Origin of the sequence: Bifidobacterium sp. UTBIF-68, from assembly GCF_006408855.1 — a bacterium.
Classification (GTDB): domain Bacteria; phylum Actinomycetota; class Actinomycetes; order Actinomycetales; family Bifidobacteriaceae; genus Bifidobacterium; species Bifidobacterium reuteri.
Genome location: NZ_JFAN01000004.1, coordinates 175,767 through 199,389, shown reverse-complemented (window position 1 = coordinate 199,389; position 23,623 = coordinate 175,767). Strand labels below are relative to the sequence as shown.

Sequence of the window (23,623 nt, the reverse complement as noted above, 5' to 3'; positions counted from 1 at the left end):
TGATCACGTCCGCTCGTCGTCGAACATCAGCTTTGAATCTGAACTTAATTAAGATATTAACGTTGTTAATTGATTTACGCAATCAATTAACAACGTTCGGCGTGTCGCGGAATCGTGTGCTGTTTGCTAATTTGTTAAGAATGTTGTCAATACTCCGGGGCACACTGGGATCATGGATTTGCGCATGGAATCATGCGCGTATGCATGACAGTGTTGGTTCAACGGGGAGCTGAAGGAGCCAGGCCATGATTGAGCAGGTCGACAATGCGAATAGGAGCCGCATCGGCGTCGATGTGGGTGGCACGAAGATCGAGGCGGTGCGGTTGGACGCGTCCGGCCTCGTGTGTGAGTCGGCGAGGATTCCCGCACGGCCGGGCAACGAGGCCGTAATCGAGGACATCGTGTCCGCGGCCGCACGGGTGTGCGGTGGCGATTTCCAGCATGTGTCCTCCATCGGCATCGGTACCCCTGGACGGGTGGATCATCGGACCGGGCATGTGGACAACATCGTCAACCTGTCGGTGACTTCCTTGGACATGGGGCCGCTGGTTGAAGCGTGTACCGGAGTCGCGACCCATGTGGAGAACGACGTGAACGCCGCCGCGTTGGGCGCGGCTGCGGTGCTTGGCGGGACGCAGGGGCTTCCCGGCACCGTGGCTTTCCTGAACTTCGGCACCGGACTTGCTGCCGGTCTGGTGCAGGATGGTGCTGTGTTGCATGGATTCAGCGGAGCCGCCGGAGAGGTAGGGCATATCCCCGTTGAGCCGCATCGCTTCAAGTGCCCGTGCGGACAGTATGGCTGTCTGGAAACGGTATGCTCCGGTTCCGCAGTGGCGCGTCTATGGCCTGAGGCCGACCCTGCGATGCCGGACCTGATCCGACGTGCGAGGAAGCGCGAGTCTAAGGCCGTGGATGTGCTGGACATGGTGGTTCGGGCCATCGGAGACACGATTCAGATCGTGGCTCAATCAGTGGATCCGGACGTCATTGTGCTCGGCGGCGGCATGGCGAAGACCGGTAAGCCCCTGGTCGAGGTGATTACCTCGGAACTGCGCCGCAGGGAGGGGCAATGCCGGTTCCTGGCGGGATTGGATCTTCCGGGCCGGCTGCGGCTGGCGCCGCTGGACCGACCCGTCGGCGCCATTGGCGCGGCGGTCGCGGTCTGAGGGCAGGATGCATGCGGCGTTGAGGTGATGGCGGGACTGGGCTGTGCCGGATGCGGATTGCGTGAAACGCTCAGTAGCCGAGATAATCGGAGAGTACGGCGATCGCCTCGCCTTGGACGGTCATGTCCGCGCCGCATTCGCACCGTCGCACGATGGTGTGCTTATGGAATGTCGAGGATGTGCTGGCATCAAGGTACGACTGTGTGGCGTCGATGAATGTGTCGTTGACGATGTCGGGCCATCCATAGACACAGACGTCCGCCATATCCAACAGACCGACCGGCATGGAAAGCGCCTGTCCGAGGTGTCTGCCGGCCTGGCTGAGGATGGCGATTCGTTGGCACTCGCTGGCGTTGGCCAGCTTTTTCCTCAGGATGCTGCCTGAGATCATGGTTTCCAGACAGCCGCGCTTGCCGCAGGGGCATTGCGGACCGTCGAGATCGATCGATATATGGCCGATCTCGCCTGCCGCATGCATTTCGCCGGTGACGGGCGCGTCGTTGATGAGGATGGAGGAGCCTATGCCGCTGTCGATGCGTACGAACAGCATGTTAGGGTCCCCCTGCCCGAAGAACCGTTCGGCGAGCATCGCGGCTGTGGCGTCATTGGTCACGGTCACGTCGATGCCGAAGGTGTCGAGCAGCGGTTCGGCGAGATTCAAATCGTGCCATCCGCGCAACGTGGAAGTCCTGATGGTGCCTCCGTCCACCACGCCCGGCGAGGCGATGCCGATGCCGATGACCTCTCCTGATGCCATTGACAGCATCTTCTCGATGAGTTCGCTGATCGTCTCGATGGAGACCTGGGTGTCTTCCTTCACGGTGATTTCCGCGTGACGCAGTGACTGCCCGAGAAGATTGGTGACTGCGCCGTGCAGGATGTGCTCCTGTGCCAGGTCGAGGCTGATGATGTTCAGCCGGTCGATGTCGACGCTGACCAGCGTGCCGCGTTTGCCTTTACCGCCGCTGGGGGCTTGCCCGGTCTCCCTGAGTAGCCCCTCGCCCAGCATCTGGTTGACCACGTCCGAGACGGCGACCCGGCTCAGTCCTGTGCGGCGCCCGAGTTCCGCACGCGAGTACTGGTTGGTGGGGAACAGCAGCGAGAAGATGAGCCTGCGGTTGTTCCGCCGGACGTCTGCCGGCGAGGCCTTGGCCGGGCGGATCGGTGACGGTGAGGCGACTCCAAAGAGCGACATGCATTCCCCCTTCTGGATGAACATGTGGTCCGTGCAACGGCTTCCGGTATTGTGCGTGAGGGCCGTATGCTGAAGTCCGTTCACCGTTGATTCTGTTACGAAACTTCACTAACGTTTAACCAGTTTTTACCTCAGATCTCAGGAGCGCATGCGCTGAAAACACCGGTTTCAGGCAAGTCCAAAATTGTAACTAACATTAACAAAAAGGAGCCAGCGTGCCTTCTGGAGCGTCGGGGCGAAGCGTAGCAGAATGTGACGTGGAAGTTGCCATCGCACACGTACCGGATGCTGTCGTCGAAGATGGCCGGCTGCGGTTCCAAGGGCGATACGCATTGAGGGCCTGCGTCATATGCAGGGAAGGAGCATGGAGACATGTCGAATAGGACCGAGACCGTTACACGGGTTACCGCTGCGCTCGAAGGCGCGCCGTCAGCGTTTGCCGTCCGCAACGCGCGCAAAGTGGATGCGCGCGGAGAACGCAGCGGATATTGGATGGTGGCCGATGCGTCCGGCGTCATTGTGGCGACCGGAACCGATGAGAGCGCCTTTTCGGAAGCCTGCGCCGCTGCCGGGGTCTCCGGTGATGGTTCAGTGTTGGATGCCGATGGCCGCATTCTGGTTCCGGGCTATGTGGACATCCATGCGCATGGCGCTTGGGAGAAGAGCTTCGACGACGGTCCGGAAGGCATCGATGTGGCGCGTACCGGCCATGCCGTGCACGGCACCACCCGACAGGTGCTGTCACTGATCACCAATCCGGTCGACGTGATCTGCCGCAACATCCGCACCGTGCGGGACAAGATGGCTTCCGGCCGTCCGGATATCCTCGGATGCCATCTGGAGGGGCCGTTCCTCGCACTGGCGCGCAAGGGTGCCCATGACCCGAAATGCCTGAAGGATCCGGTTCCCGAAATCGTCGATGAGATGCTCGAGGCGTCCGGCGCGGCTGATGGCAGCCGCGGATGCATCCGCCAGATCACCATCGCCCCTGAACTGCCGCATGGCATTGGAGCCATCCGCCAGTTCGCCGCCGCCGGAGTGGTCCCCGCTGTGGGGCACTGCGATGCCGACTATGAGACGGCACAGGCGGGATTCAATGCCGGGGCGGGCATCATGACGCATATGTTCAATGCGATGAACGGGCTGCATCATCGCAACCCGGGCCCGATCCCGGCTGCTGTGGAGGATCCGCGCGTCACCATCGAACTGATCAATGACGGTTTCCACGTGCAGAATCCGATGGTCAAGCTCGGATTCGGGTTCGCTCCACACCGCATCGCCTTCGTGACCGATGCCATGGCCGCCACCGATTGCCCGGATGGCGCCTACAAGCTTGGAGAGTTGGATGTGAATGTGGTGGACGGCCACGCCCGACTGGTCTCCAACGGCGCCATCGCCGGCTCCACGCTGCTGCTTGAAGGCGCTGTGAGCCGTGCCGTGAATGAGCTCGGCATCAGTCCTGTGGCTGCGGTCGAGGCCGCGACGCTGACGCCGGCGAAGGCTTTCGTCTTCGACAGGCCCAATGAGGTCACCGGAGCACCGATTGGCCTGATTGCGCCCGGTTTCGCCGCCGATATCAACGTGCTCGATCCGCTGACCTGGAAGACCGAGCACGTCTGGTGCGCGGGCCGTCGGATCAAGTAGCCGGAGAAGCAGTTCGGTTTCCTCGGGATGCTGACGACAATGGGCTCCCCTCAGGCGAGGGGAGCCCATTGTTTCGGACTTGGCTGGTGAGTGCAGATCCGATTCCGATAGCCGATATCGGTATTGCAGCTGGTATCAGTCCGCTATCAGTACTGCTCGCCGTCGAACTGGAACAGGGCGTGAGCATCGCCGTGCTTCTTGTTCTCGAGGTAGCGGTTGAACAGCTGCAGTCGTTCGACTGTGCTCGCGGCCAGGGGCTGGGGGAGCGCATCCAGATCGAACCAGCCCACGTTGAGGCTTTCCTCGTCGCCGACGAATGGCTTGTTATTGCCTCCCGGCTTCACCGTGCAGAGGAACGAATGATCCATATACATGGTGTTGTCGCCGTTGGCGTAGGTGATGACCTTGTCCGATGAGGTGACCGCCACCAGATCGGTGACGACGGCATCCACGCCGGTCTCCTCCTTGATTTCGCGCACCACTGTGTCCGCCGGCTGCTCGCCAGGCTCGTTGATGCCATAGACCATGGCCCACTCGCCGGTGTCCGAACGACGGCCCAGCAGCAGCTGTCCTTGTTCGTTGAGCACATAACCGGTCACGCCGTTGAGCCATAGAAGATCATGGCCGATCTTTTTCCTCAGTTCGAGTACGAATTCCGGAGTTGGCATGTCATATCCTTTCGATCGGCCATGATCCTTCGCGGCTGCCTGTGGTGCAGCCGCTCACTTCGCCTACGGTCAGCCCACTGGGCTGCCCGTTTGACGGCTCAGCATGGCCGATCTTTTTCCTCAGTTCGAGTACGAATTCCGGAGTTGGCATGTCATTTCCTTTCGCAGTAATAGGGCAGCAAGGCTCCCTCGCTAGTATCCTGCATCAGAGGTTCATTGATGTTATTCTTGGCTCCCCTTGTCAGGGGAGCTGGCCCGTGAAGCGGGTCTGAGGGGTAGTCCATGCGTCAGCGAATTGTTGACGCATGAACTGTAGGGAGCCTCATGACGTCACTTGGAAGCGGCGGCGCGCTCGGCCATCCACTGTTCGACCTCGTCGATCTGCTTCGGGATGCCTGCGGATATCCATTCGGGGCCGTGCTCGGTCATGAGCACGTCATCCTCGATGCGGATGCCGATGCCGCGGTATTCCGGCGGGATGAGCAGGTCATCCTCACGGAAGTAGAGTCCCGGTTCGATGGTGAACGCCATGCCTGGACGAATCGGCGCTCCCTGATAGGCCTCGAAGCGTGCCTGCGCACAGTCGTGCACATCAAGGCCGAGATGATGCGCCACTCCGCATGCAAGCCAACGGCGATGTTGCTGGCCTTCGGGGGACAGCGACTCCTCCACGCTGACCGGCAGCAGACCCCATTCATGGAGACGCTCGGCGATCACGCGCATGCAGGCATGATGGATATCCGAATAGGTGGCTCCTGGCTTGGCTGCCTCAAAACCGGCCTGCTGGGAATCCAGCACCGCCTGATACAGGCGCTTCTGCAAATCCGTGAACTTGCCATTCGTGGGGAAGGTGCGGGTGATGTCCGCAGTATATAGCGAATCGACTTCGACTCCGGCGTCGACCAGCAGCATGTCGCCGCTCTTCACCACGCCGGTGTTGCGCATCCAGTGCAGAATCGGGGCGTGCGGGCCTGACGCAACAATAGAATCGTATCCTACGGTGTTGCCCAGTTCGCGGGAGACCGCGTTGAAAGCGCCTTCGAGGATGCGCTCGGAGCGGGGCTTGTCGAGAGCGGAAGGGAGCGTGGCCAGCAGCCGGTCGAATCCCTGCTTGGTGGCGTCCACTGCCTTGCGCAGTTCGCCGATTTCATAGGAGTCCTTAACCATGCGAGCTTCGGCCGCGAACTCGTGCAGCTTGTCGTCAGCGGCCGAGTTCTTGTCCGGGTCATCGGAACCGTTGGCTTCGCGAATCGACTCCACCAGGGATGTGATCGCGGGATCAGTTTCGCGGATGACGCGCACGCGAACAGCACCGGCCTCCGGGCCCACATCCTTAGACAGGGCGTCAGCCAGTTGCGCGATATCGTGGGTCTCGATACCGGTCATGGCGGTCATTTCCTTGAGACCGGCGCGAGGGCCTACCCAGTATTCGCCATAATGTGCATTCATGAAGAAATCAGTGGTGGAATTGTCGGCGCGCGGCGCCACGAACAGTTCCGGAGTATGGGTACGACCCGCTTTGGCTTCGGGGGAATCCGGGTCCACGGGGTTCAGCACCAGGACCGCGCCCGCCTCATAGTCCATGCCCAGGCCGCTGTAATAGGCGAACGTGGTATCCGGACGGAATGCGTAATCGCAGTCGTTGTTGCGTACCTTCGGCTGGCCTGCGGGGATTACCAGGCGCTCTCCGGGGAATGACTTGCCCAGCGCCTCGAGACGCTGAGGAGTGAACTTGGAAGATTCCAGCGGCTTGATATCCGGCTCGTCATCCGCCCAACCGGTCTTCATGAACTCCTTGAACGCTTCGGAACGCGGACGGAGCGATCGGTTGTTCACGCGATCGCTCATGGCCTGATCGTTACCGGGCGCGTTTCTGCGCTCCTCGGCCTCGTACTCCTTGTCCTTGTCCGTGATCACTTCACTCATGAACGCTCCTTGTACGGTTCGTTGTTGATGGCATTGGCTCCCATAGTAGTCCGCGATGCAACGACGGATGCGGTATCGGCGGTACCAGTTCAAAATATGCCACTCGCATGTATAGGGCGGACGATGGTTTCAGCCTTGTACGGCGTCCGGATAGGATGATGCATTGTGGAGGCAAAGCGCAAAGCGAATGACGGAGTAGGGCGGTTCCATCAGCCACGGCCGAATGCCGGGCTGCCGCTGCCGGAGCGTATGCTCAGCCATCCAGGCCTGCTCACTATCGCATATTTTCTGGGGCTTGTCGCCCTGATCACGGTATTGCTGCTCATTCCTGCAGCCTCACGCGAGCCCGGCTCCACATCGCCTTTGGTCGCCCTGTTCACAGCGGTCTCGGCCCTTTCCACCTGCGGCATACCGGTGGAGAACACAGCGACCCATTGGACGGTGTTCGGTCAGGCGATCATTCTCGTGGGCGTCCAGCTCGGCGGGCTTGGCGTGATGACGTTCGCGGCCATGATCACCTTGTTCCTGAACCGGAAAATGAACATCTCCCAGCAGCTGCTGACCGCGCGCGAAGTCGGCGTCACCAAGCTCGGCGAAGTCAAAGGCGTGCTTGCCGTGGTGTTCGCCACCACGTTCATCATGGAGGCGGTCACCTTCGCCGTGCTGCTGCCCAGTCTGCTGAAATTCACCGGATACCGTTGGCGCACCGCGATCTGGGAGGCGTTGTTCTATGCGGTCTCCTCGTTCAATAACACCGGCTTCACGCCGGATGCCTCCGGCCTGTACATCAACAGCTGGTCGGTGGGCATGCCGGTGATGATCAGTGCATTCCTCGGCACACTCGGTTTCCCTGTGCTGCTGGAGATCGGGCGGTCGATTCGCCGCCGCATCGCCCCTCGTCGATGGAGCCTGCACACCAAGCTCACGTTGGCCACCACCTTCCTGCTGGTCGGTGTCTCACTGCTGTGGTTCCTGGCCGACGAGTGGAACAATCCCGCACTGTTCGCCAATGCGGATGCTTCGGAACGATTGCGCGGTGCACTGTCCGCCGCGGTGATGCCGCGCTCCTCCGGTTTTGACCTGTCGTGGGTTCCGTGGGTGAGCGATGAGACGAAGCTGTATATGAGCGTTTCGATGTTCATCGGCGGAGGCTCCTCCTCGACTGCGGGCGGCATCCATGTGACCACGTTCGCGGTGCTGATGCTCACCATGATCACCACGTTCCGTGGCCGTGATGAGGTGACCGCATTCCGCAAGCGCATTCCCGGACGCATTGTGCGTTCGGCCATCAGCATGACGATGGCATGTGCTCTCGTGGTGTTCGTCGCATCTATGGCATTGATGCAGGTGACCGGTCGCTCCCTGACCGACGCCTTGTTCGAGACCTGCTCGGCCTTCAGCCTCGGCGGGTACACGGTAGGGGTCGCGGACGCGAACAACCCCGCCACCATGCTCATCCTTGCATGCGTCATGTTCTTCGGACGCATCGGCCCTATGACCATCGTCTATGCCATCAACAAAACCCGGGAGGCTGTCGCCATCCATTACCCGGACGAATCCGTGTCCGTAGGCTGAATCTTCCCGCACTGCTCTCCCTCACTGCTCTCCCTCACTGCTCTCCCTCACTGCTCTCTCTTCAGTCTTCCTGCCTTGCTGCCTGTGGCGATTGCCCTCAGCGATTCTCCGCCGTTCCATCCAACTGGGGGATACCGGCGCGCAGGAGCTTCATGTTCATTGGCGTCTTTTCATAGACTTCCGCGTACGTCAGATGCACTATTTCACTTGCTCCGGCACGTTTCAGCCCTGAATCCCGTTCACGTTCCTTGGCCACTGTCTCATGGATGCTTCGGCTATCGGTCATCGATGGGTCGACGTACTTTCTCGAGCCGTCATATTCAGCGACCACGATGCGTCCATTGCGAAGACGCCATACGAAATCAACCCGGTATTCCGCACCGTTTTTCGGATCCTGTACCGGAACCTGAATGTCGGGTATCGCGAAACGTTCTTCGATCATCGTGCCGCGGGCCAATGATTCCCCGCCGTTTTCGCTACGTGGATTGGCGTGGCGGAGCAGTCGGAAGACCGGCGTGTAGTCCACGCACATGGTGCTGCATGCCTGGGTGATGTCGTTTGCGCTCACTCCTTTTGCAAGCGCCGAATCGAAGAGCGGCAACGCAAAACGGAAGTCGTAGGTTCGTGCGCATTCAATGAGCGTGTTGGCGGGCGGTGTCACCAGCAGTCCGGTAGTTGGTTCTCGTACGGCAAGCGATGGGGCATTGGGCATGTATACGCGTTTCAGTTGACTATGGCGTTGTTGGGTGCCGTGACCTGTCGTCATGATCGAGATCGAGCCCTGATGCAGACACCATTGGTGTTCGAAACCATAGGCTGTTGCGGCGGTCAATCCTCCGAAGATCCAATGCGGATGGGCGTCGCCCAGCGCTTTGGCTATATGCATGGTGCGTTCGGGAGGCGTGAGCGATAGCCAGTACGTGGTGTCCGCATACAGGCTTGGCGAACCTTTGTAGGTGTTTGTCAATTCGCCTGCCTTGGCGCGTCGTTGTAGTGCCAGTTGATAAGCGGGCACAGTGGAATACGCGCATCGCTGCTGTGACTGGGCGGTATGGATCAATTGCGTTACTGTCTTGTGTGTTTTCATGAACTCGACCGTATGATGTGCCGCTATGCGGTGGCAAGCGTGAGTGACCATTGTGGTTCCAGCTTCGCCGTGGTCAAGGCTTGGATGCCTGAATCGTTGGTATTCCGCCATTATCGCGGTCTATGACTGGAGCGTGAAAGCATGTTGAGTTATCCACATCGGCTGTATCGCAAGGAATTGTCGAAGTGTCTCGATTTCGAGAGGCACGACCGAGGGGCGACGGATTGCCATGCGTGTTAGCTGTCCTTGACGGTCGGGCGTATATCCTGTGTTGGTGACTGGTGCTGCTAGTGGTCTGTCTCGTAAATAATTGAGGGATTCGGTTTTTCTCTCCCGGTCAGCTTCGCTGACAGCCCGTCCCGCAATCAGGGACACGCTGCGCGCGGCATCTGGCTGGTACGCCTGGCGGCTCACGCGTTGCCTACAGACAGCTCCGCTGTCTGCTTCACGGCACCGGTCCCGCAATCACGGACGCGCTACACGCGCGGCATCCTGCTGGCTCGCCTGTCGGCTCGCACGTTGCCTACAGACAGCTCCGCTGTCTGCTTCACGGCAACGTCCATCAGAGGGGGCCAGTACCGCTCAACCAATTGCGAGACAGACCACTGGCTTGTGGCTGGTGCTGGCTGTGACGTTTATAGGGCAGGGAATGGCCACTTGACTGCTGCGCAGCGAAGGCCTATGGGCAGGATATGGCCTTCTTACTGCTGCTGAGGCTTGGCGGCGAAGTTGTTTGGGCAAGTACTGGCCGTTTGACTGCTGTGTCGTGAAGCCATGCGGGCAAGTACTGGCCGGCTGACTTCACTGGGAGCCGTCTGGCGATGGGAGCTGGGCAAGGACTGGCCCTTCTACGTCGATGAGAAGCCTTGGCGAAGTCATCTGGCCAGTTCATGTCACGGCTCCTTCACTGAGAGCCCGTCAGCGAAGGAGCCGTGACATGAACTGGCCAGATGACTGCGGTGAGGGGTGTTTTCCGAAGGAAGATGGCCAGTCCCTGCCCTGCTGGCGTCGCTGGAATTGGTGGAATTGGTGGAACCGGTGGAATTGGTGGAACCGGTGGAACCGGTGGAATCGGTGGAATTGGTGGAATCGGTGGAATTGGTGGAATTGGTGGAATTGGTGGAATCGGTGGAATCGGTGGAATCGATAAGAGATAACGACACGATGCGTCGGCACTATCCGGCACGATGCGCCGACATGACGCGCCGGAAGATGCGCCGGGAGGTGTGGCAGGCAGTATCGGGCGGCGGATATGCCATGAGCTGATGGCATGATCGGCGTAAGCCACCCTGACGGCTAAGATGGAGGAGTTTGGAAACAGCAGACCGCACAAGCGTGGAGGACCGGAGAAGGTATGTCATTCGAGCATCCGAACAGGAACAACGAGACGATGAGGGACGTCGAGCTGGACATCATGAGCCGTCCGCCCGAGCACAACACCACGAATCTTGATCTGGACCGCATGAACCTGATGCTTGACCTGTTGGGGCACCCGGAGCAGTCGTTCCGTGTGATCCATGTGACCGGCACCAACGGCAAGGGCTCCACCGCACGCATGGCTGAAGCCATCTGCCGCGCCTACGGCATGCGCACCGGACTGTACACGTCGCCGCATCTCGAACGCATCAACGAGAGGATCGCCATCGACGGCCAGCAGCTTTCGGATGATGACTTCATCGACATCTGGGATCAGATCAAGGATCTGGTGGCCTTGGTGGATGCCAAGATGGCCGAGCAGGGCAAGCCGAAGATGAGCTTCTTCGAGGTGCTCACCTCCATGGCGATCTGGAAGTTCGCGGATGCGCCAGTGGATGTGGCCATTGTGGAAGTGGGCATGGGCGGCACCTGGGACGCCACCAACGTGCTCGATGCCGATGCCGCCATCATCGGACCGGTCGATATGGACCATATGCAGTGGCTGGGCGACACGGTCGAGCAGATCGCCGGCGAGAAGGCCGGCATCATCAAGCCCGATTGCACGGCGATCATCGGCCGACAGCCGCACGAAGAGGCCGTGATGCCGATTATCGAGGAGGCGGCGCAGCGCAACCATGCCACACTGGTTCGCGACGGGTATGAGATGACCGTCTCCGACCGCATGCCGGCCGTCGGCGGTCAGGTCGCCACACTCACCACACCGAACGGCACCTATGAGGGTGTACCAATCGCCAAGTTCGGTGAGCATCAGGCGCATAACGCGCTCGCCGCGCTCGCCGCCGCCGAAGTGGTGATTCCGGTCAACGGTCCGCTGGATGGCGATCTGGTGGCCGAGGCCCTGAGCTCGGTCAGGATTCCCGGGCGCATCGAGCAGATTCGCACCTCGCCGACCATCATCCTCGACGGAGGGCACAATGTGAACGCCGCCGAGGCGCTGCGCAAGGCCATCGAGGAGAACTACGACTTCAAGCAGCTGGTCGGCGTCGTGGCCATGATGAAAGACAAGCAGGTCGAACAGTATCTTGGCGTGCTCGAGCCGATCCTGAGCTCCGTGGTGGTCACCGAGAACTCATGGCGTGACCGTGTGATGCTGGCCGATGATCTGGAGAAGCTCGCCGTCGATGTCTTCGGCCGCGATCGCGTGGTCAAGGAACCGAACCTGCCCGATGCCATCCAGACCGCCGTCAACATGGTCGATGCGGAAGACGAGCTCGGCGTGGGCTACGGCCACGGTGTGCTCATCTGCGGCAGTTTCGTGACCGCAGGCGACGCGCGCGCTATGCTCGAGGAGCATGCCAGCCCCACGATGAAGCAGGCCATGCGCATCCACCAGCCGTCGGTCGATCCCGATGATTCCCACTCCGGCGATTCCGATGCTTATTCCGATGTCGACGGACAGTCGGACGCCGCCACCCAGGAGGCGGCCGACAATCTCGAAGACACGGTCAGCCCCGATGATTTCGACGTATTCGATGTCCTCGGCCTGAAGCATCTTGCCGGGTCGGATTCCGACTCGGATCCGACCGGCGGCAGCACCGGCGAGTCACGCCATCAGGCGTGACGGCCATCGGTTCCGTCCATGTGACAATGGTCCAGCGAAACGGTCTGTACCCATGTACCTCAAAGAACTCACCCTGCGCGGTTTCAAATCCTTCGCATCGGCCACCACACTGCGCTTCGAGCCGGGAATCACCGCAGTCGTGGGCCCCAACGGCTCCGGCAAGTCGAACATCGTCGATGCGCTGACCTGGGTGATGGGGGAGCAGGGTGCCAAGAACCTGCGCGGTACGTCAATGGAGGATGTGATCTTTGCGGGCACATCCTCCAGGCCGCCGCTCGGCCGTGCGCAGGTGAGTCTGACCATCGACAATTCAGACCACATGCTGGACATCGATTACACGGAAGTCACCATATCCCGCACGATTTTCCGCAACGGCGGTTCTGAATACGCGATCAACGGGTCGGCATGCCGGCTGCTGGACATCCAGGAACTGCTCTCCGACACCGGTCTGGGCCAACAGATGCACGTGATAGTCGGACAGGGACGACTGGACGCCATTCTCAAGGCCGACCCATCCGGGCATCGCGCCTTCATCGAGGAGGCCGCCGGAATACTGAAGCATCGCAAGCGCAAGGAACGTGCGCTGCGCAAGCTGGCGAACACCGAAACGAACCTCAACAGGCTCGACGACCTGCTGCGTGAGATTCACCGTCAGATGGGGCCGCTCGGTAGGCAGGCGCGCATTTCGAGACGAGCCGACGCCATCCAGGTGACCGTGCGCGACGCGCAGGCCCGCCTGTATGGTGAGGATGCCCAACGTTCGGCGGAACAGCGTGACGCGGTACGCAAGGAACTCGGCGAGGTGCGGGAACAGCTTGCCGAAGCGCAGCGCGAACTCGCACAAGTCAAAGTGCGTATCGATCAGGTCGAGGCGTTGAGTTCGCAATCAAGCCCCGCCATAGCCAAAGCCAACCAGTATTGGCATGATTGTTCACAGATTCGTGAACGGTTGCGTTCGATTGCGCAGCTTGCCGATGAACGTGCGCGCTCGCTTGCCGGGCAGATCGTCGCCAATTTCGGGGAAGACCCGGATATGCTGAACAAACGGGCCGAGGAATTGGACTCTCAGGCTCAGGCTCAGTCGGGAATCGTGTCCGACGCCCGTCTGGCGTTCGACAAGGCGACGGAGGAACGCGCTGACAATGAGAGAAAACTCGCGTCGACGCGCCAGACACTCACCGAATTACGCAAAACAGCCCAAGAACATGATGCGAAGATATCCAGACTTCGGGAACTCATCGCCCGAGAGGAATCCGCAGTACAGCTTGCGGCAAGCCGTGCCAAGGATTATACGGATCAACGTTCCGCGCTCGCTTCGCAGTATGACGAGGCGAAGCTTCAACTGAACGCATTGCGTGATGAAACCGAGGCAGTATCCGATGACGGTGGCACCGCGTTGGATGACGCCAGGGCCGCGCTCGCTGAACGTCGTGATCGTCTCAATGAGATCACCGACCGTCAGAGGGATATCCAGTCGCGGATTATCTCCCTGAAGGCCAAGGCGGATGCCTTGTCCGACACCTTGGACAGTCGCAACGCATCGGGAGCCTTGGAACGGGACGACAAGGTTTCAGCGTTGGGCCGCCTTACCGACTTCATCCATGTGACTGAAGGATGGGAAGACGCGGTGGCGCATGCTCTCGATCAATATGCCAGCGCCATCGTGGTGCCGACAGCCGGCAACATGCTCCATGCGCTCGAAAAGGCGCGTACTGACAAGTTGGGCAAGGCGGTGGTGTTGTCCGCAGCGTTGGAAGATGACGCCGCGACCGGTCCGCAGCCCGAGACACGGTCGAAGAGTGAAGCCTCAAAGGCCTATCAGTCATTGGCCGATCTGGTGGTTCCCAATTCGGATGCCGCCGATCGGATGCAGGCCGAAGCCGTCGTGCGCGCCGTGCGCCTGCTGCTGGATGATGTGGCGGCGGTTCCTGATATCGAAACGGCGCAATACATTGTCGTATCAGGCGAGGCGACGCGTGCGGTCACCAGCAAGGGGGAGATGTTCGTCTATGGCGTGGCGGCATCCGGAGGGTCGACGTCGTCTCAGTCCGACCTGTCGTTGGCCGCCCGACGGGACAAAGCGCTGGCACAGGCAAGACAGTTGGAGGAAGAAAGCCGATCAATCGCCGAACAAGTGCAGGCAGCCAAGGCCGCACGTGACGAGGCGGCCCGGCTGGTCGACCGCGAATCCGCCGCTCGAACGGAAGCTCGGCTCAAAGCGCAACAGGCCGAGCGGTCGATGAGATCCGCAGAAGGCCGTGTCGATTCGATCGCCCGCCAGCTTGACCAGATGGACAGGAAAACCGCCGATGCCGCGTCGAGTCGTGAGGACCACCAACTCAGACTCGACGATCTTGCCGCAGCGCTTGACGCCGCACAGCAACCGGATTCCGGGCATGCCGACTTCGATGAATTGGGCAAGCGCGAGCAAATGCTGGAGCATGAGCTTTCCGCGGCAAGGGAGCGTGAGGTCACCGCCAAGATCACCTGGACGGAGGCGGGCAGGAAACTCGAATCGCTGAACCGTCAGGCAGGACTGTTGCGCGACAACGCCAAAGAGGCCGCAGAACGCCGTGCACGGATCGAATCGTTGAACGAGCGTCGACGCGAGCAGGCGACACACCTTGAAACTGTGGCCAGCGATGCACGCAGCGTTGCCGGGATGGTGGAACGTACTCTCGACGAGGTCGCAGCGGAACGCGACCGTTTGCAGAACGCCGCATCAGCGCATGATCAGGAGCTCCGGGCACTGCGTTCACAGCGCGATGCGGTCGAGCCGAAAGTCGCCGATCTGATCGCTCGCGAGCATGTGCTGGATGTGAACCGGGAGCGTCTGGCTGCGGAATACGGTCAGCTCACGCAGAAGGTTTCGGACGAGCTGGGCCTGACGCTTGAGGAGCTGGTACGTGACTATGGTCCGGATCGGCCGGTGCCTGTACTGGATGATGAGGGCAGGCCTGTGCCGTTGGATGCGGATCCGGCCGATGGGACGGTCCATGAGGATGAACCCCATCGCTTCAAAACCGTGCCATACGACCGTACGGAACAGAAAAAGCGGCTGGACAAGGCCCGTCGCGACCTGGCGGCGCTCGGCAAAGTCAATCCGCTGGCCACCGAGGAATATGAGGCATTGGAGGAACGCAACAAGTATCTCAACGACCAGCGCAACGATGTGGTCAAGTCGCGCGATGACCTGATGCAGCTCGTCAAGGACCTCGACTCCACGATGATCACCGTGTTCAAGTCGGCGTTTGACGATACCGCCGCGGCGTTCGAGAAGGTGTTCGCCACGCTGTTCCCGGGCGGCACCGGAAGACTGCGATTGGACAATCCGGAAGACCTTCTGACCACCGGCGTACTGGTCGAAGCCAGTCCTGCCGGCAAACGTGTCAAGCAGCTGAGTCTGCTTTCGGGTGGTGAGCGCTCGCTGACCGCGCTGGCGCTGTTGTTCGCCATCTTCACCGCCCGTCCCAGTCCGTTCTACGTCATGGACGAGGTGGAGGCCGCGCTCGATGACGTCAACCTGACTCGCCTGATCAATGCACTCAATGAGCTGCGCACCCACGCGCAGCTCATCATCATCACGCACCAGCAGCGCACGATGTCCATCGCCGACGCGCTCTATGGCGTCACCATGCGCGCGGACGGCGTCACCGCGGTCATCAGCCAGAAGCTCGAACGGTAGGGGATATCGTGATCACGGCAGATGCCTTTGGGATCGCCTCTACCGGTTCAGCAGGCGGCGCATATGCTGCAATGCAGTGAGTGCGGCGTAGAAGCCGCGCCTGATCGGCACGTCCCGCGCAGGCGCTACCGGCTCGACATCTTCAGAGAACTTGGTCTTGAACGTGTTCAATGATCGCAATGACGGTGCGAAATCGCTGCCGATGCCCATCAGATCGATCTGCGTGCAACCATACTGTCCCAGAGCACAGCAGAAGAAATACAGCAATTGATCGGGTACAAGATCCTTCTGTATTTCAGTACGGGAGCAGGCATAGTAGTACACGGCATGATCGTGATTGATGGTGACGATAGCCCATGCCACGACACGTCCGTCGATCCGCGCGGCGAACAGCCGGCAATGATCGGGACCCAATGCCTTGAGCATATCCGTGTAATCGCTCATCGGTGCTGGGGTGAATCCGTCACGTTGCGCAGTCTCGACCATCGCATCGTAATAATCCTTGAAATCGGTGAGTGCCTCAGTGGTCTCGTCCCTGCATACCGCCCTGCTTTCTCGCAACGCCTTGCGCACGTCGCGGCGGCCTCGCTTTTTCATGCGGGCCAGGATCTGATCGTCGCCGCCGGTCAGGTCGACGATGACGGTTCGGTCATATGGCACAGTGGACAGCACCGGTTTGGTGCCTGCCGTCGTCCATGTGTCGATGCGCAGGAACACCACTTCTGGATCCTCATGATGCACATATTCGACAAGCGCGTTGATCACTGTGCGCTCCAGTGCAGGATTAGGCAGAACCGTCCAGACCGGACCGTGCGTGGATCGTAGATACCGGTAGCCATGCGTCCTGTATTCGATCAGGGAAAGCATGGCCACCGGCGCGTTCCCCCCATCCATGATCATCAGTGCGTTCCAGAAGCGGCGTCCGTCGATCGTGTCCTGATATCGGGCCCAGGTCTCGGTCTGTTCGATGGGCAGCGTGATGTCGCACCCTTCGGTCTCCTCGTGGATGTCCTGGAATGACGTTGCGACCACAGTGAGCATGATTCTTCACCCCTTCACCACCTAGCAGGTTTCATGTAACCGTGCAGTATTGTGCAGAACCAGCATAGGTATGAGGTTCGATTTGTCTCCTATATCACTGGGACTATCCTGAACGTGGCCTGAATGCAGATTGGTGATCCGCGATGCTCAGTGTTCGGCATTGCCGCGTTTGCGCAGCTTCTGGATGAAGCGCAACAGACCGTAGAAACCGCGCTTGATCGGGATGTCATGGCCGGCGGCCACCGGTGTGATATCCGGTGCGAATTTGGTCTTGAACTGGTTCAAACCCTTGAGCGATGGCGCGAAATCCGAACCGATGCCCATCATGTCGAGACTTTGGACGCCCTGTGCGCCCAACGTGCAGAAGATATGGTAGAACATCTTGTCCGGCACACGCAGACGACGTACGGCGGTACTCATGCAGCCGTAGTAATACACTGCACGATTGTCGTTGAGGGTGACGAGGCACCAATTGACCACCTTGCCGTCGATACGGCTGACGAACAGGCGGCAATGCTCGGGGCCGAGTTCCTGAAGCATGTCCTCGTAGTCCTGCTTCGGTGCCGGTGCGAATCCATCGCGCTTGGCGGTATCGACCATCACGTCATAGTATTCGTCGAATGAGTGGGAGGCCTGCTCGGTCTCATCGGCGCAGACGGCGGGGCTTTCCCGCAACGCCTTGCGCACGTTCTGGCGTCCGCGGGCGCGCATGCGGGCTAGGATCTGGTCGTCGCCGCCGGTCAGGTCGACGATGACGGTCTGATCGTATGGCACTGTAGACAGCACGCGGTAATACCCGTCCTCGAACCAGGTATCCACGCGCAGGAACGCCACTTTGTGATCCTTGGCATGTACAGCCTTCGCCAATGCGTCCACCACTTCGCGTTCTTCATCCTGGCTGGGCTTGGTCTTCCACGCCGGCCCGTGCAGGGAACGCAGATAATGATATCCGTGGGTCTCGTAGTCGATCAGGGAGATGACGGCGATGAGCTCATTGTCGCGGCGGATCAGGAATGCGCCCCACGGGTGGCGTCCCGGAACTTTGGCCTGATACTTGCCCCATGCCTCAGTCTGCTCGATGGGCAGGATGATGCCGGCCTGTGCCGCTGCGTGTTCCATGGCTGCAAGTGTGACGTGTTCCAATGCGATCAACGGTCGCTCCTTCTCTCTATGGATACTCTGTATGCCTTGTATTGTTCTGTACTCAGTCCCTGAATCAGTCCTGTATCAAGCCGAACAGTCGTTTGACCACATGATCGTCGCCTTCGTATGGCGCATGCCTGCCATCGACCTTGATCCAACGCTCCTCGCCTTTGCCGATGACCAGCAGTACGGTCAGCTTGTCGGCATGGGAGCGTGCATCAACCACGGCATCCTCGATGGCTTTGGCACGGTCGAGTTCGATGCTGCACTCGACATGCGGATTCGTAATGTATCCTTTCATCTCATTGAGGATGTCGGTCATGGATTCGTGCACGGTGTCCTCCGAGGTGAGGATGATCCGATCCACACGATCCTGCGCGCCCTTGATGATGCCTTCGCGCCGGTCGACGGCCTTGTCTCCCACCGAGCCGGTGACCAGGACGATACGGGGATTGCGGTCATGGTACTTGTTCGCGACGAATTCGACCAAGGTCTTCGTGCTCACGTAATTATGTGCATAGTCGACGTACGCCACCATATTGCCGGACTCATAATGCTCCATACGTCCCGAGATTCGTACATGTTCCAACGCGGCGAACGCTTTGGCATCGGCGGGCACGCCGACTGCCCGAGTCAGTGCGATGGCGGCTGCTGCATTGGCGGCATTGAACTCGCCCTCCAGCTCCAATGAGAAATCGCCGACCTGTGTCCCGTGTTCGCGGACCAGATATCCGGAGCCTGTGCTCGTGTCAGGCAGTGCCGTGATATCGGCTGCTGTGCCCTGATCGTCGATATCGTGCGTGGCGAATGTGGTGACCGGAACACCGGCGGCCGAGGCGTCCTGACGAATCAGGTCGGCATGTGCGCAGTCCGCGCCGAGCACCAACGTGTGGCAGTGGCGCGTGATCTGACGCTTGCAATAGAAGTAATCCTCGAACGTGGGGTGTTCGATTGGACTGATGTGATCGGGAGAGATGTTGAGGAACGCGCCAGCGTCGAATGTCAGCCCATAGACACGTTCCACCTTGTACGCTTGGGAGGACACCTCCATCACCAGGTACTTCATGCCGTTACCGACCGCCTCACGCATCATGCGGAAGGCATCCATCGATTCGGGCGTGGTCAGATCGGATTCCACATAGGTGTGGCCGTCTAGGCAATTGTCGACGGATGAGAACAATGCACATCTGCCATCGGAATACGCGTTGAGCACCGCCTGGACGAAGTATGCGGTGGTGGTCTTGCCCTTGGTGCCGGTGATGCCAATCACGGTCAGCTCATCCTGCGGACGGCCGTAGAACGCTGCGGACAGCAGGCTCATCGCCTTGCGGACATCGTTGACGATCAGCCCGGGGGCATGGGTCGCGGTAGAGTACTCGGTTTCGGCCACATAGGCGGCGAGTCCTGCGTCGTCAACGCCGGCCAGATACTCGGCCTTGAAGCGGCCCTTGCAGCACAGGAGTGTTCCCTCGGCCACCTTGCGCGTATCGTACGTGATTGCGCTGAACGGTTCGCTGGCGCCGGCGATGTCCTCGGCGTTGTCAGTCCACTGGTTCGTTTGGATGATCTCCCGCAGCAGATGGTGCTCGTCGAGCAATGCGGCGGCCGTGGCCAAAGTCAATGCCATAACATGTTCTCCCTGTTTCTAACCGAATAGTCATTCTACAGGCGGTCCGCCGTGTGAGGCGACCCACCGAGTATCAACCACGATATGGGCACATGATTTGGTTACAATGAGCAATCGTGACAAGCACGAAGCAAGCATCTGCAACACCTCGGAAGCAAGGGGAACAACGCCTGCCGCATGGTACGGCCGAAGGCCATGCCGCAGGGGAATCCATGGCGGACAGGCGCGCCAGATTCGAACGGCTCGCGATGCCTGCGGTCAACGCCCTATACCGTCAGGCCATGCGGCTCACGAACAATCCCGATGATGCTCAGGATCTTGTCCAGGACACCTTCGAACGAGGGTTCAAGGCGTTCGACACCTTCCAGCCGGGATCGAACTTCGAGGCGTGGATGACCACCATCGAACGCAACGCCTATTTCAACCAATACGCCAAATCCAAGCGCAGACCCCAGCGGGCCAACGACTCCACCGGCGAATACGACGACTGGGACATCTATGACGCCGCCGAACACTCGTCGGATGGGCTGAAATCCGCCGAGGAGGAGTATCTGGATGCATTCGCGCCCGAGGAGATCATGGCGGCGCTCGCCAAGCTGTCGCCGGAACGCCGCCAGGTGTTCATCGATGCGGCTATCGACGGCAAATCCTATCAGCAGGTGGCGGATGAGCAAGGCGTGAAGATCGGCACGGTTATGAGCCGACTCAATCGTGCGCGTACGCAGCTCAAACGCGAATTGGCGGAATATGCGCGTGAGCGCGGGTACGTGGAGGACGATACGGGGAAAGGCTCAAGTTCACCATCCGCGAAGTTGCCTGAACAACCGCATGCCCATGCGGATACGGTCCATAATGGAGTACAAGGAAAGGAGATGTGATGAACGATCGGAATCTGCGGCGTGTCATGCCGGATGTGGAAACCAGTCATATCTCCATCACCAGTGCTTCGGACGGAGTGGTCAGCAGGACGGAAGTGCATATCACCACGAGCCAATGCTGCTCGGGGGACCATGCCTCCGGTTGCGCATGCTCGGCGGACACCGTATCCCAGCGATCCGCCGCCCAGCAGACGGGTGAACCGTATGCCGATCAGGTTGCGGGGGAGTGCTTCGACCCGGCCACGTGCTGCGATGCCCGTGAACAGGCGCTGATCGCCGCGCTGCGCGCTTATCTGCGCCCCGATGTGGCTCCGGAATGCCTGATGGCCAAGCTCAAGGCCACGCTTGATCATTGCTGCGGCGAAGACCGGTGATTGGCGATGCCATCGAAGGAACTGCCTGCTAGTTAGGACGGCATTACGCATAGCTGGTGCGATATATAACAAGAAAGCCCATCTGATTGCTCAGATGGGCTTTCGGCGTTTATGAGAAACGCGAAGGATCAGGTGTTAGGACGCTTGCCGTGGTTGGCGGCCTTCTTGCGACGATCCCTGCGCTTACGTCCGCGCATGCCCATGATGGACTCCTTTACTGAAAATCAATAAGCCTACGGAATTATGCCACATGAGCGCGACGTTCTCAACCGCGCGTCCATGTGGCGTCTACCGAAGGGTCGATGTGTGCCCTGGTTTGGTCGAACGAACTCAGATCTGCTCGGCCTGGAAGGTGATTACTGTGGTGTAGTCGCTGCCGGGGTCGAGCACGACCAGATCCTTGCCGGTGCGGAAGGCGTCGGCATAGGCGGTCATCGGTTCGACGGCAACGCCGGGCTGACGCTGCTTCACGCCGATTTCGTTGCCGGTGCACACCTGCCAGGAATTGATGGTCTTGTCGCCGGTCAAGGTCACCTTGATGCCGTCAGGACGGGTGAAGACGGCGGAGGTGCTGCCGTCCGCGCCACGGTTGGTGATATCGGTCCATGCGTCATCGAAGCCGCGGCCCTCCAGCGTGGGGTTGTCGCGCAGGTCGAAGATGCCGGACACCGGTTCTTCACCGGTGGGCAGCAGGTGCTCGTCTACGGTGACATGCGTATCGCAGTGGAGTTCGAGGCGGCACGGTTCGTTGTCGGCGGTGATCGCCGGGCCGGTGGCGTTCTTGCCGTTGGCGAGCCACGGGTGGATGCCGAAGGCCCACGGGGCCTTGACGTTGTCATTGTTGTGGACGGTGAAGGTCTCCGTGAGTCCGTTCTCGTCCAGCGCATAGGTGGCGGTGATGGTGATGTCGAACGGGTATCCGGCGATGTCGGGGGAACGCCAGGAGAGCGTCACGTGGGATTCCTGCAGGTCCTCGAGCTCCCACATGTACCGGTAGGCGTAGCCGTGCAAGGAGGACTGACGGTCGAATTCGTCGATCGGCATCTGGTAGTCCTCGCCGTCGAACGTGTACTGTCCATTGGTCACGCGGTTCGGGTAGGGGGCCAGCACCCAGCCGTTGCAGCACGGGATGACCTTGTTCGGATCAAAGGGGACGATGATGTCCGTGCCCTTCCACTTCAGCTCACGCAGACTCGCGCCCAGTTCCGTGACGACGGCGCTCCAATCGCCGGACGAGATGGCATATTGGTTACCAGTGCGAGGCTTCAAAGCCATAATGCACACTCCTTTGTGAAAGTGGATTGTTACCGCTCACAATCGTACCGCACCCATGCTGTGAGGCGCGGCGGGGAAGCGTCTCATTTCGATAAACGGGTGTGCTTGTGATGCCTCCTTGCCTCTTTGCGGGAAGGAGGCATCACAGGTTCGTTCATGGGCTCCCCGGAATCATGGCCGTAGCCGTTACAGAGGAATCCCGTGCCGGACTACTTCCGAGTCACCTCGTAGCGGACCACAGTGGTGTATTCGCTGTCGGGGGCGAGCGTCACCAGATGGTCGCCGGTGCGGAAGGCGTTGGCGGGGGCGGTCATCGGCTCCACGGCGATGCCATACGGGTGTTCGGCGAATGGTGCACCGGTGGCGGTATAGCACTGCCAGGCGTTGATGGTGTCGTCGCCGATAAGCTTCACCTCGATGCCGTCCGGACGGCTGAACGTGGTGGTGGTCGTACCGTCCGCGGCACGTTCCACGTCCACCCAGGCGTCGTCGAAGGCGCGGCCTTCGAGCGTGGGGGCGTCATTGAGATCGTAGATGCCGGAAACCGGTTCGGTGCCGGTGGGGATCAGCGCCTCGTTCACCGTCACATGGCTTGCGGCCTTGATCTGCAGACGGCATGCGGCGGAATCGGCGTCACGTTCAGCCGAGGTGGTACCCTGCTTTCCATTGGCCAACCAAGGATGCAGGCCAAGGGCCCAAGGGGCTGGCTCGTCGCCGTCATTGCGCGCGGTGACGGCAACGGTCAGGCCTTCCTCACCGAGCTCGTAGGTCACGGTGACAGTCACATCGAACGGGTAACCATCCAAGTTCGGGAAACGCAGCGACAGCGTCACGGCGTTGTCGGTCAGCGACTCGAGCTTCCACATGTAGTGGTAGGCGTATCCGTGGTTCGCGTTGTTGCGGGGCGCCGGATGGTATTCGTTGACCGGTGCGCAGTAATGCTTGCCGTTGAAATCGTATTCGCCGTTCTCGATGCGGTTGGGCCAGGGCGCCAAGATGTAGCCGTTGCAGGTGGGGGTCAGGTCGTTCACGCCGAACGGGCAGAAGATCTCCGTGCCCTGATAGTCGAATCGACGGATTTTCGCTCCAAGCTCACAGATCACGGCGCTGTAGTCGCCATAGTGAATTGAATACTGATTGCCCGTGCGTGGCGTTTTGCTTGTCATAGGAATCACTCCCATAGTGAGATACGGCTTGTTCCGGCGGCGTTCGTCACCGCTGGGTTCAGTCTAATCCTTGCGCTGTATCGGTGCGGCAACTGTTCCTGCCGTGGCTGATGCGTGGCTGATGCCAGTGGCGAGCATCACATTGCGCGCAAGATCGGTGCTTCGGTTCGGAAAA

General features: G+C 60.2%; 18 protein-coding genes. 7 read left to right on the top strand and 11 right to left on the bottom strand.

The genetic code is table 11. The features are described 5' to 3' along the window. The first annotated feature begins 245 nt into the window (after window positions 1-245). Window positions 246-1,166, top strand: a complete 921-nt coding sequence (locus BW14_RS01985; RefSeq protein ID WP_044088797.1) for an ROK family protein — start codon at window positions 246-248, stop codon at window positions 1,164-1,166. A gap of 70 nt (window positions 1,167-1,236) precedes the next feature. Here BW14_RS01985 and BW14_RS01980 read toward each other — a convergent pair whose 3' ends face one another. After that, entirely contained in the window at window positions 1,237-2,361 is a 1,125-nt protein-coding gene (locus BW14_RS01980; RefSeq protein ID WP_044088798.1) for an ROK family protein, read from the bottom strand. Window positions 2,362-2,733: 372 nt separating this feature from the next. Here BW14_RS01980 and BW14_RS01975 point away from each other — a divergent pair, with 372 nt between their 5' ends. Beyond that, entirely contained in the window at window positions 2,734-4,005 is a 1,272-nt protein-coding gene (locus BW14_RS01975) for an N-acetylglucosamine-6-phosphate deacetylase (protein WP_044088799.1), read from the top strand. Between the two features lie 146 nt (window positions 4,006-4,151). Here the strand turns inward: BW14_RS01975 and BW14_RS01970 are convergent, their stop codons facing one another. Both BW14_RS01970 and BW14_RS01965 read right to left on the bottom strand, forming a co-directional pair. After that, complete coding sequence (locus tag BW14_RS01970) at window positions 4,152-4,673, bottom strand: NUDIX domain-containing protein (protein ID WP_140489171.1); 522 nt, start codon at window positions 4,671-4,673, stop codon at window positions 4,152-4,154. Between the two features lie 330 nt (window positions 4,674-5,003). Continuing rightward, window positions 5,004-6,599, bottom strand: a complete 1,596-nt coding sequence (locus BW14_RS01965) for an aminopeptidase P family protein (RefSeq protein WP_140489170.1) — start codon at window positions 6,597-6,599, stop codon at window positions 5,004-5,006. Window positions 6,600-6,764: 165 nt separating this feature from the next. Here BW14_RS01965 and BW14_RS01960 point away from each other — a divergent pair, with 165 nt between their 5' ends. Next, complete coding sequence (locus tag BW14_RS01960) at window positions 6,765-8,174, top strand: TrkH family potassium uptake protein (RefSeq protein ID WP_258186025.1); 1,410 nt, start codon at window positions 6,765-6,767, stop codon at window positions 8,172-8,174. Between the two features lie 97 nt (window positions 8,175-8,271). Here the strand turns inward: BW14_RS01960 and BW14_RS01955 are convergent, their stop codons facing one another. Together BW14_RS01955 and BW14_RS11840 are read right to left on the bottom strand one after the other, a co-directional pair. Further along, window positions 8,272-9,372 (bottom strand): hypothetical protein, encoded by a 1,101-nt coding sequence (locus BW14_RS01955; protein ID WP_258186024.1) that lies wholly within the window; start codon window positions 9,370-9,372, stop codon window positions 8,272-8,274. Between the two features lie 782 nt (window positions 9,373-10,154). After that, on the bottom strand, window positions 10,155-10,424 hold the full coding sequence (locus tag BW14_RS11840; protein WP_181162266.1) for a hypothetical protein: 270 nt from the start codon (window positions 10,422-10,424) through the stop codon (window positions 10,155-10,157). Between the two features lie 191 nt (window positions 10,425-10,615). On the opposite strand from BW14_RS11840, the gene BW14_RS01950 reads away from it, so the two are divergent. Continuing rightward, entirely contained in the window at window positions 10,616-12,259 is a 1,644-nt protein-coding gene (locus BW14_RS01950) for a folylpolyglutamate synthase/dihydrofolate synthase family protein (protein WP_181162265.1), read from the top strand. Between the two features lie 52 nt (window positions 12,260-12,311). Next, on the top strand, window positions 12,312-15,944 hold the full coding sequence (smc, locus tag BW14_RS01945; RefSeq protein WP_044088805.1) for a chromosome segregation protein SMC: 3,633 nt from the start codon (window positions 12,312-12,314) through the stop codon (window positions 15,942-15,944). A gap of 39 nt (window positions 15,945-15,983) precedes the next feature. On the opposite strand, the gene BW14_RS01940 is transcribed toward smc, so the two are convergent. From BW14_RS01940 to BW14_RS01930, 3 genes are all read right to left on the bottom strand, one after another. Beyond that, window positions 15,984-16,985, bottom strand: a complete 1,002-nt coding sequence (locus BW14_RS01940) for a GNAT family N-acetyltransferase (RefSeq protein WP_140489168.1) — start codon at window positions 16,983-16,985, stop codon at window positions 15,984-15,986. Window positions 16,986-17,132: 147 nt separating this feature from the next. Continuing rightward, window positions 17,133-18,137 (bottom strand): GNAT family N-acetyltransferase, encoded by a 1,005-nt coding sequence (locus BW14_RS01935; RefSeq protein ID WP_044088807.1) that lies wholly within the window; start codon window positions 18,135-18,137, stop codon window positions 17,133-17,135. Window positions 18,138-18,201: 64 nt separating this feature from the next. Then, window positions 18,202-19,755 carry a UDP-N-acetylmuramoyl-L-alanyl-D-glutamate--2,6-diaminopimelate ligase gene (locus BW14_RS01930; RefSeq protein ID WP_044088808.1) on the bottom strand — a complete coding sequence of 518 codons (1,554 nt, stop codon included), beginning with the start codon at window positions 19,753-19,755 and terminating at the stop codon, window positions 18,202-18,204. Window positions 19,756-19,967: 212 nt separating this feature from the next. On the opposite strand from BW14_RS01930, the gene BW14_RS01925 reads away from it, so the two are divergent. After that, window positions 19,968-20,633, top strand: coding sequence for a sigma-70 family RNA polymerase sigma factor (locus tag BW14_RS01925; protein ID WP_044088809.1), 666 nt, complete (start codon window positions 19,968-19,970; stop codon window positions 20,631-20,633). Beyond that, window positions 20,633-21,007, top strand: coding sequence for a hypothetical protein (locus BW14_RS01920; RefSeq protein ID WP_044088810.1), 375 nt, complete (start codon window positions 20,633-20,635; stop codon window positions 21,005-21,007). Before BW14_RS01925 ends, BW14_RS01920 begins: the two co-directional genes overlap by 1 nt. Window positions 21,008-21,135: 128 nt before the next feature. On the opposite strand, the gene BW14_RS12475 is transcribed toward BW14_RS01920, so the two are convergent. From BW14_RS12475 to BW14_RS01910, 3 genes are all read right to left on the bottom strand, one after another. Further along, window positions 21,136-21,210 carry a 50S ribosomal protein bL37 gene (locus tag BW14_RS12475; protein WP_099327425.1) on the bottom strand — a complete coding sequence of 25 codons (75 nt, stop codon included), beginning with the start codon at window positions 21,208-21,210 and terminating at the stop codon, window positions 21,136-21,138. Window positions 21,211-21,337: 127 nt separating this feature from the next. Beyond that, window positions 21,338-22,282: an aldose 1-epimerase family protein gene (locus BW14_RS01915; protein ID WP_140489167.1), complete on the bottom strand. Its 945-nt coding sequence runs from the start codon at window positions 22,280-22,282 to the stop codon at window positions 21,338-21,340. 209 nt (window positions 22,283-22,491) lie between these two features. Then, a complete protein-coding gene (locus BW14_RS01910; protein WP_044088812.1) occupies window positions 22,492-23,448 on the bottom strand; it encodes an aldose 1-epimerase family protein in 957 nt (318 codons plus the stop codon). Window positions 23,449-23,623 lie beyond the last annotated feature (175 nt).

Excerpts from the sequence above, each read along its gene's own strand:
- BW14_RS01985 (WP_044088797.1), top strand. The coding sequence starts at position 246 with ATGATTGAGCAGGTCGACAATGCGAATAGGAGCCGCATCGGCGTCGAT.
- BW14_RS01980 (WP_044088798.1), bottom strand. The coding sequence starts at position 2,361 with ATGTCGCTCTTTGGAGTCGCCTCACCGTCACCGATCCGCCCGGCCAAG.
- BW14_RS01975 (WP_044088799.1), top strand. The coding sequence starts at position 2,734 with ATGTCGAATAGGACCGAGACCGTTACACGGGTTACCGCTGCGCTCGAA.
- BW14_RS01970 (WP_140489171.1), bottom strand. The coding sequence starts at position 4,673 with ATGCCAACTCCGGAATTCGTACTCGAACTGAGGAAAAAGATCGGCCAT.
- BW14_RS01965 (WP_140489170.1), bottom strand. The coding sequence starts at position 6,599 with ATGAGTGAAGTGATCACGGACAAGGACAAGGAGTACGAGGCCGAGGAG.
- BW14_RS01955 (WP_258186024.1), bottom strand. The coding sequence starts at position 9,372 with ATGGCGGAATACCAACGATTCAGGCATCCAAGCCTTGACCACGGCGAA.
- BW14_RS01950 (WP_181162265.1), top strand. The coding sequence starts at position 10,616 with ATGTCATTCGAGCATCCGAACAGGAACAACGAGACGATGAGGGACGTC.
- smc (WP_044088805.1), top strand. The coding sequence starts at position 12,312 with ATGTACCTCAAAGAACTCACCCTGCGCGGTTTCAAATCCTTCGCATCG.
- BW14_RS01940 (WP_140489168.1), bottom strand. The coding sequence starts at position 16,985 with ATGCTCACTGTGGTCGCAACGTCATTCCAGGACATCCACGAGGAGACC.
- BW14_RS01930 (WP_044088808.1), bottom strand. The coding sequence starts at position 19,755 with ATGGCATTGACTTTGGCCACGGCCGCCGCATTGCTCGACGAGCACCAT.
- BW14_RS01925 (WP_044088809.1), top strand. The coding sequence starts at position 19,968 with ATGGCGGACAGGCGCGCCAGATTCGAACGGCTCGCGATGCCTGCGGTC.
- BW14_RS01920 (WP_044088810.1), top strand. The coding sequence starts at position 20,633 with ATGAACGATCGGAATCTGCGGCGTGTCATGCCGGATGTGGAAACCAGT.
- BW14_RS01915 (WP_140489167.1), bottom strand. The coding sequence starts at position 22,282 with ATGGCTTTGAAGCCTCGCACTGGTAACCAATATGCCATCTCGTCCGGC.
- BW14_RS01910 (WP_044088812.1), bottom strand. The coding sequence starts at position 23,448 with ATGACAAGCAAAACGCCACGCACGGGCAATCAGTATTCAATTCACTAT.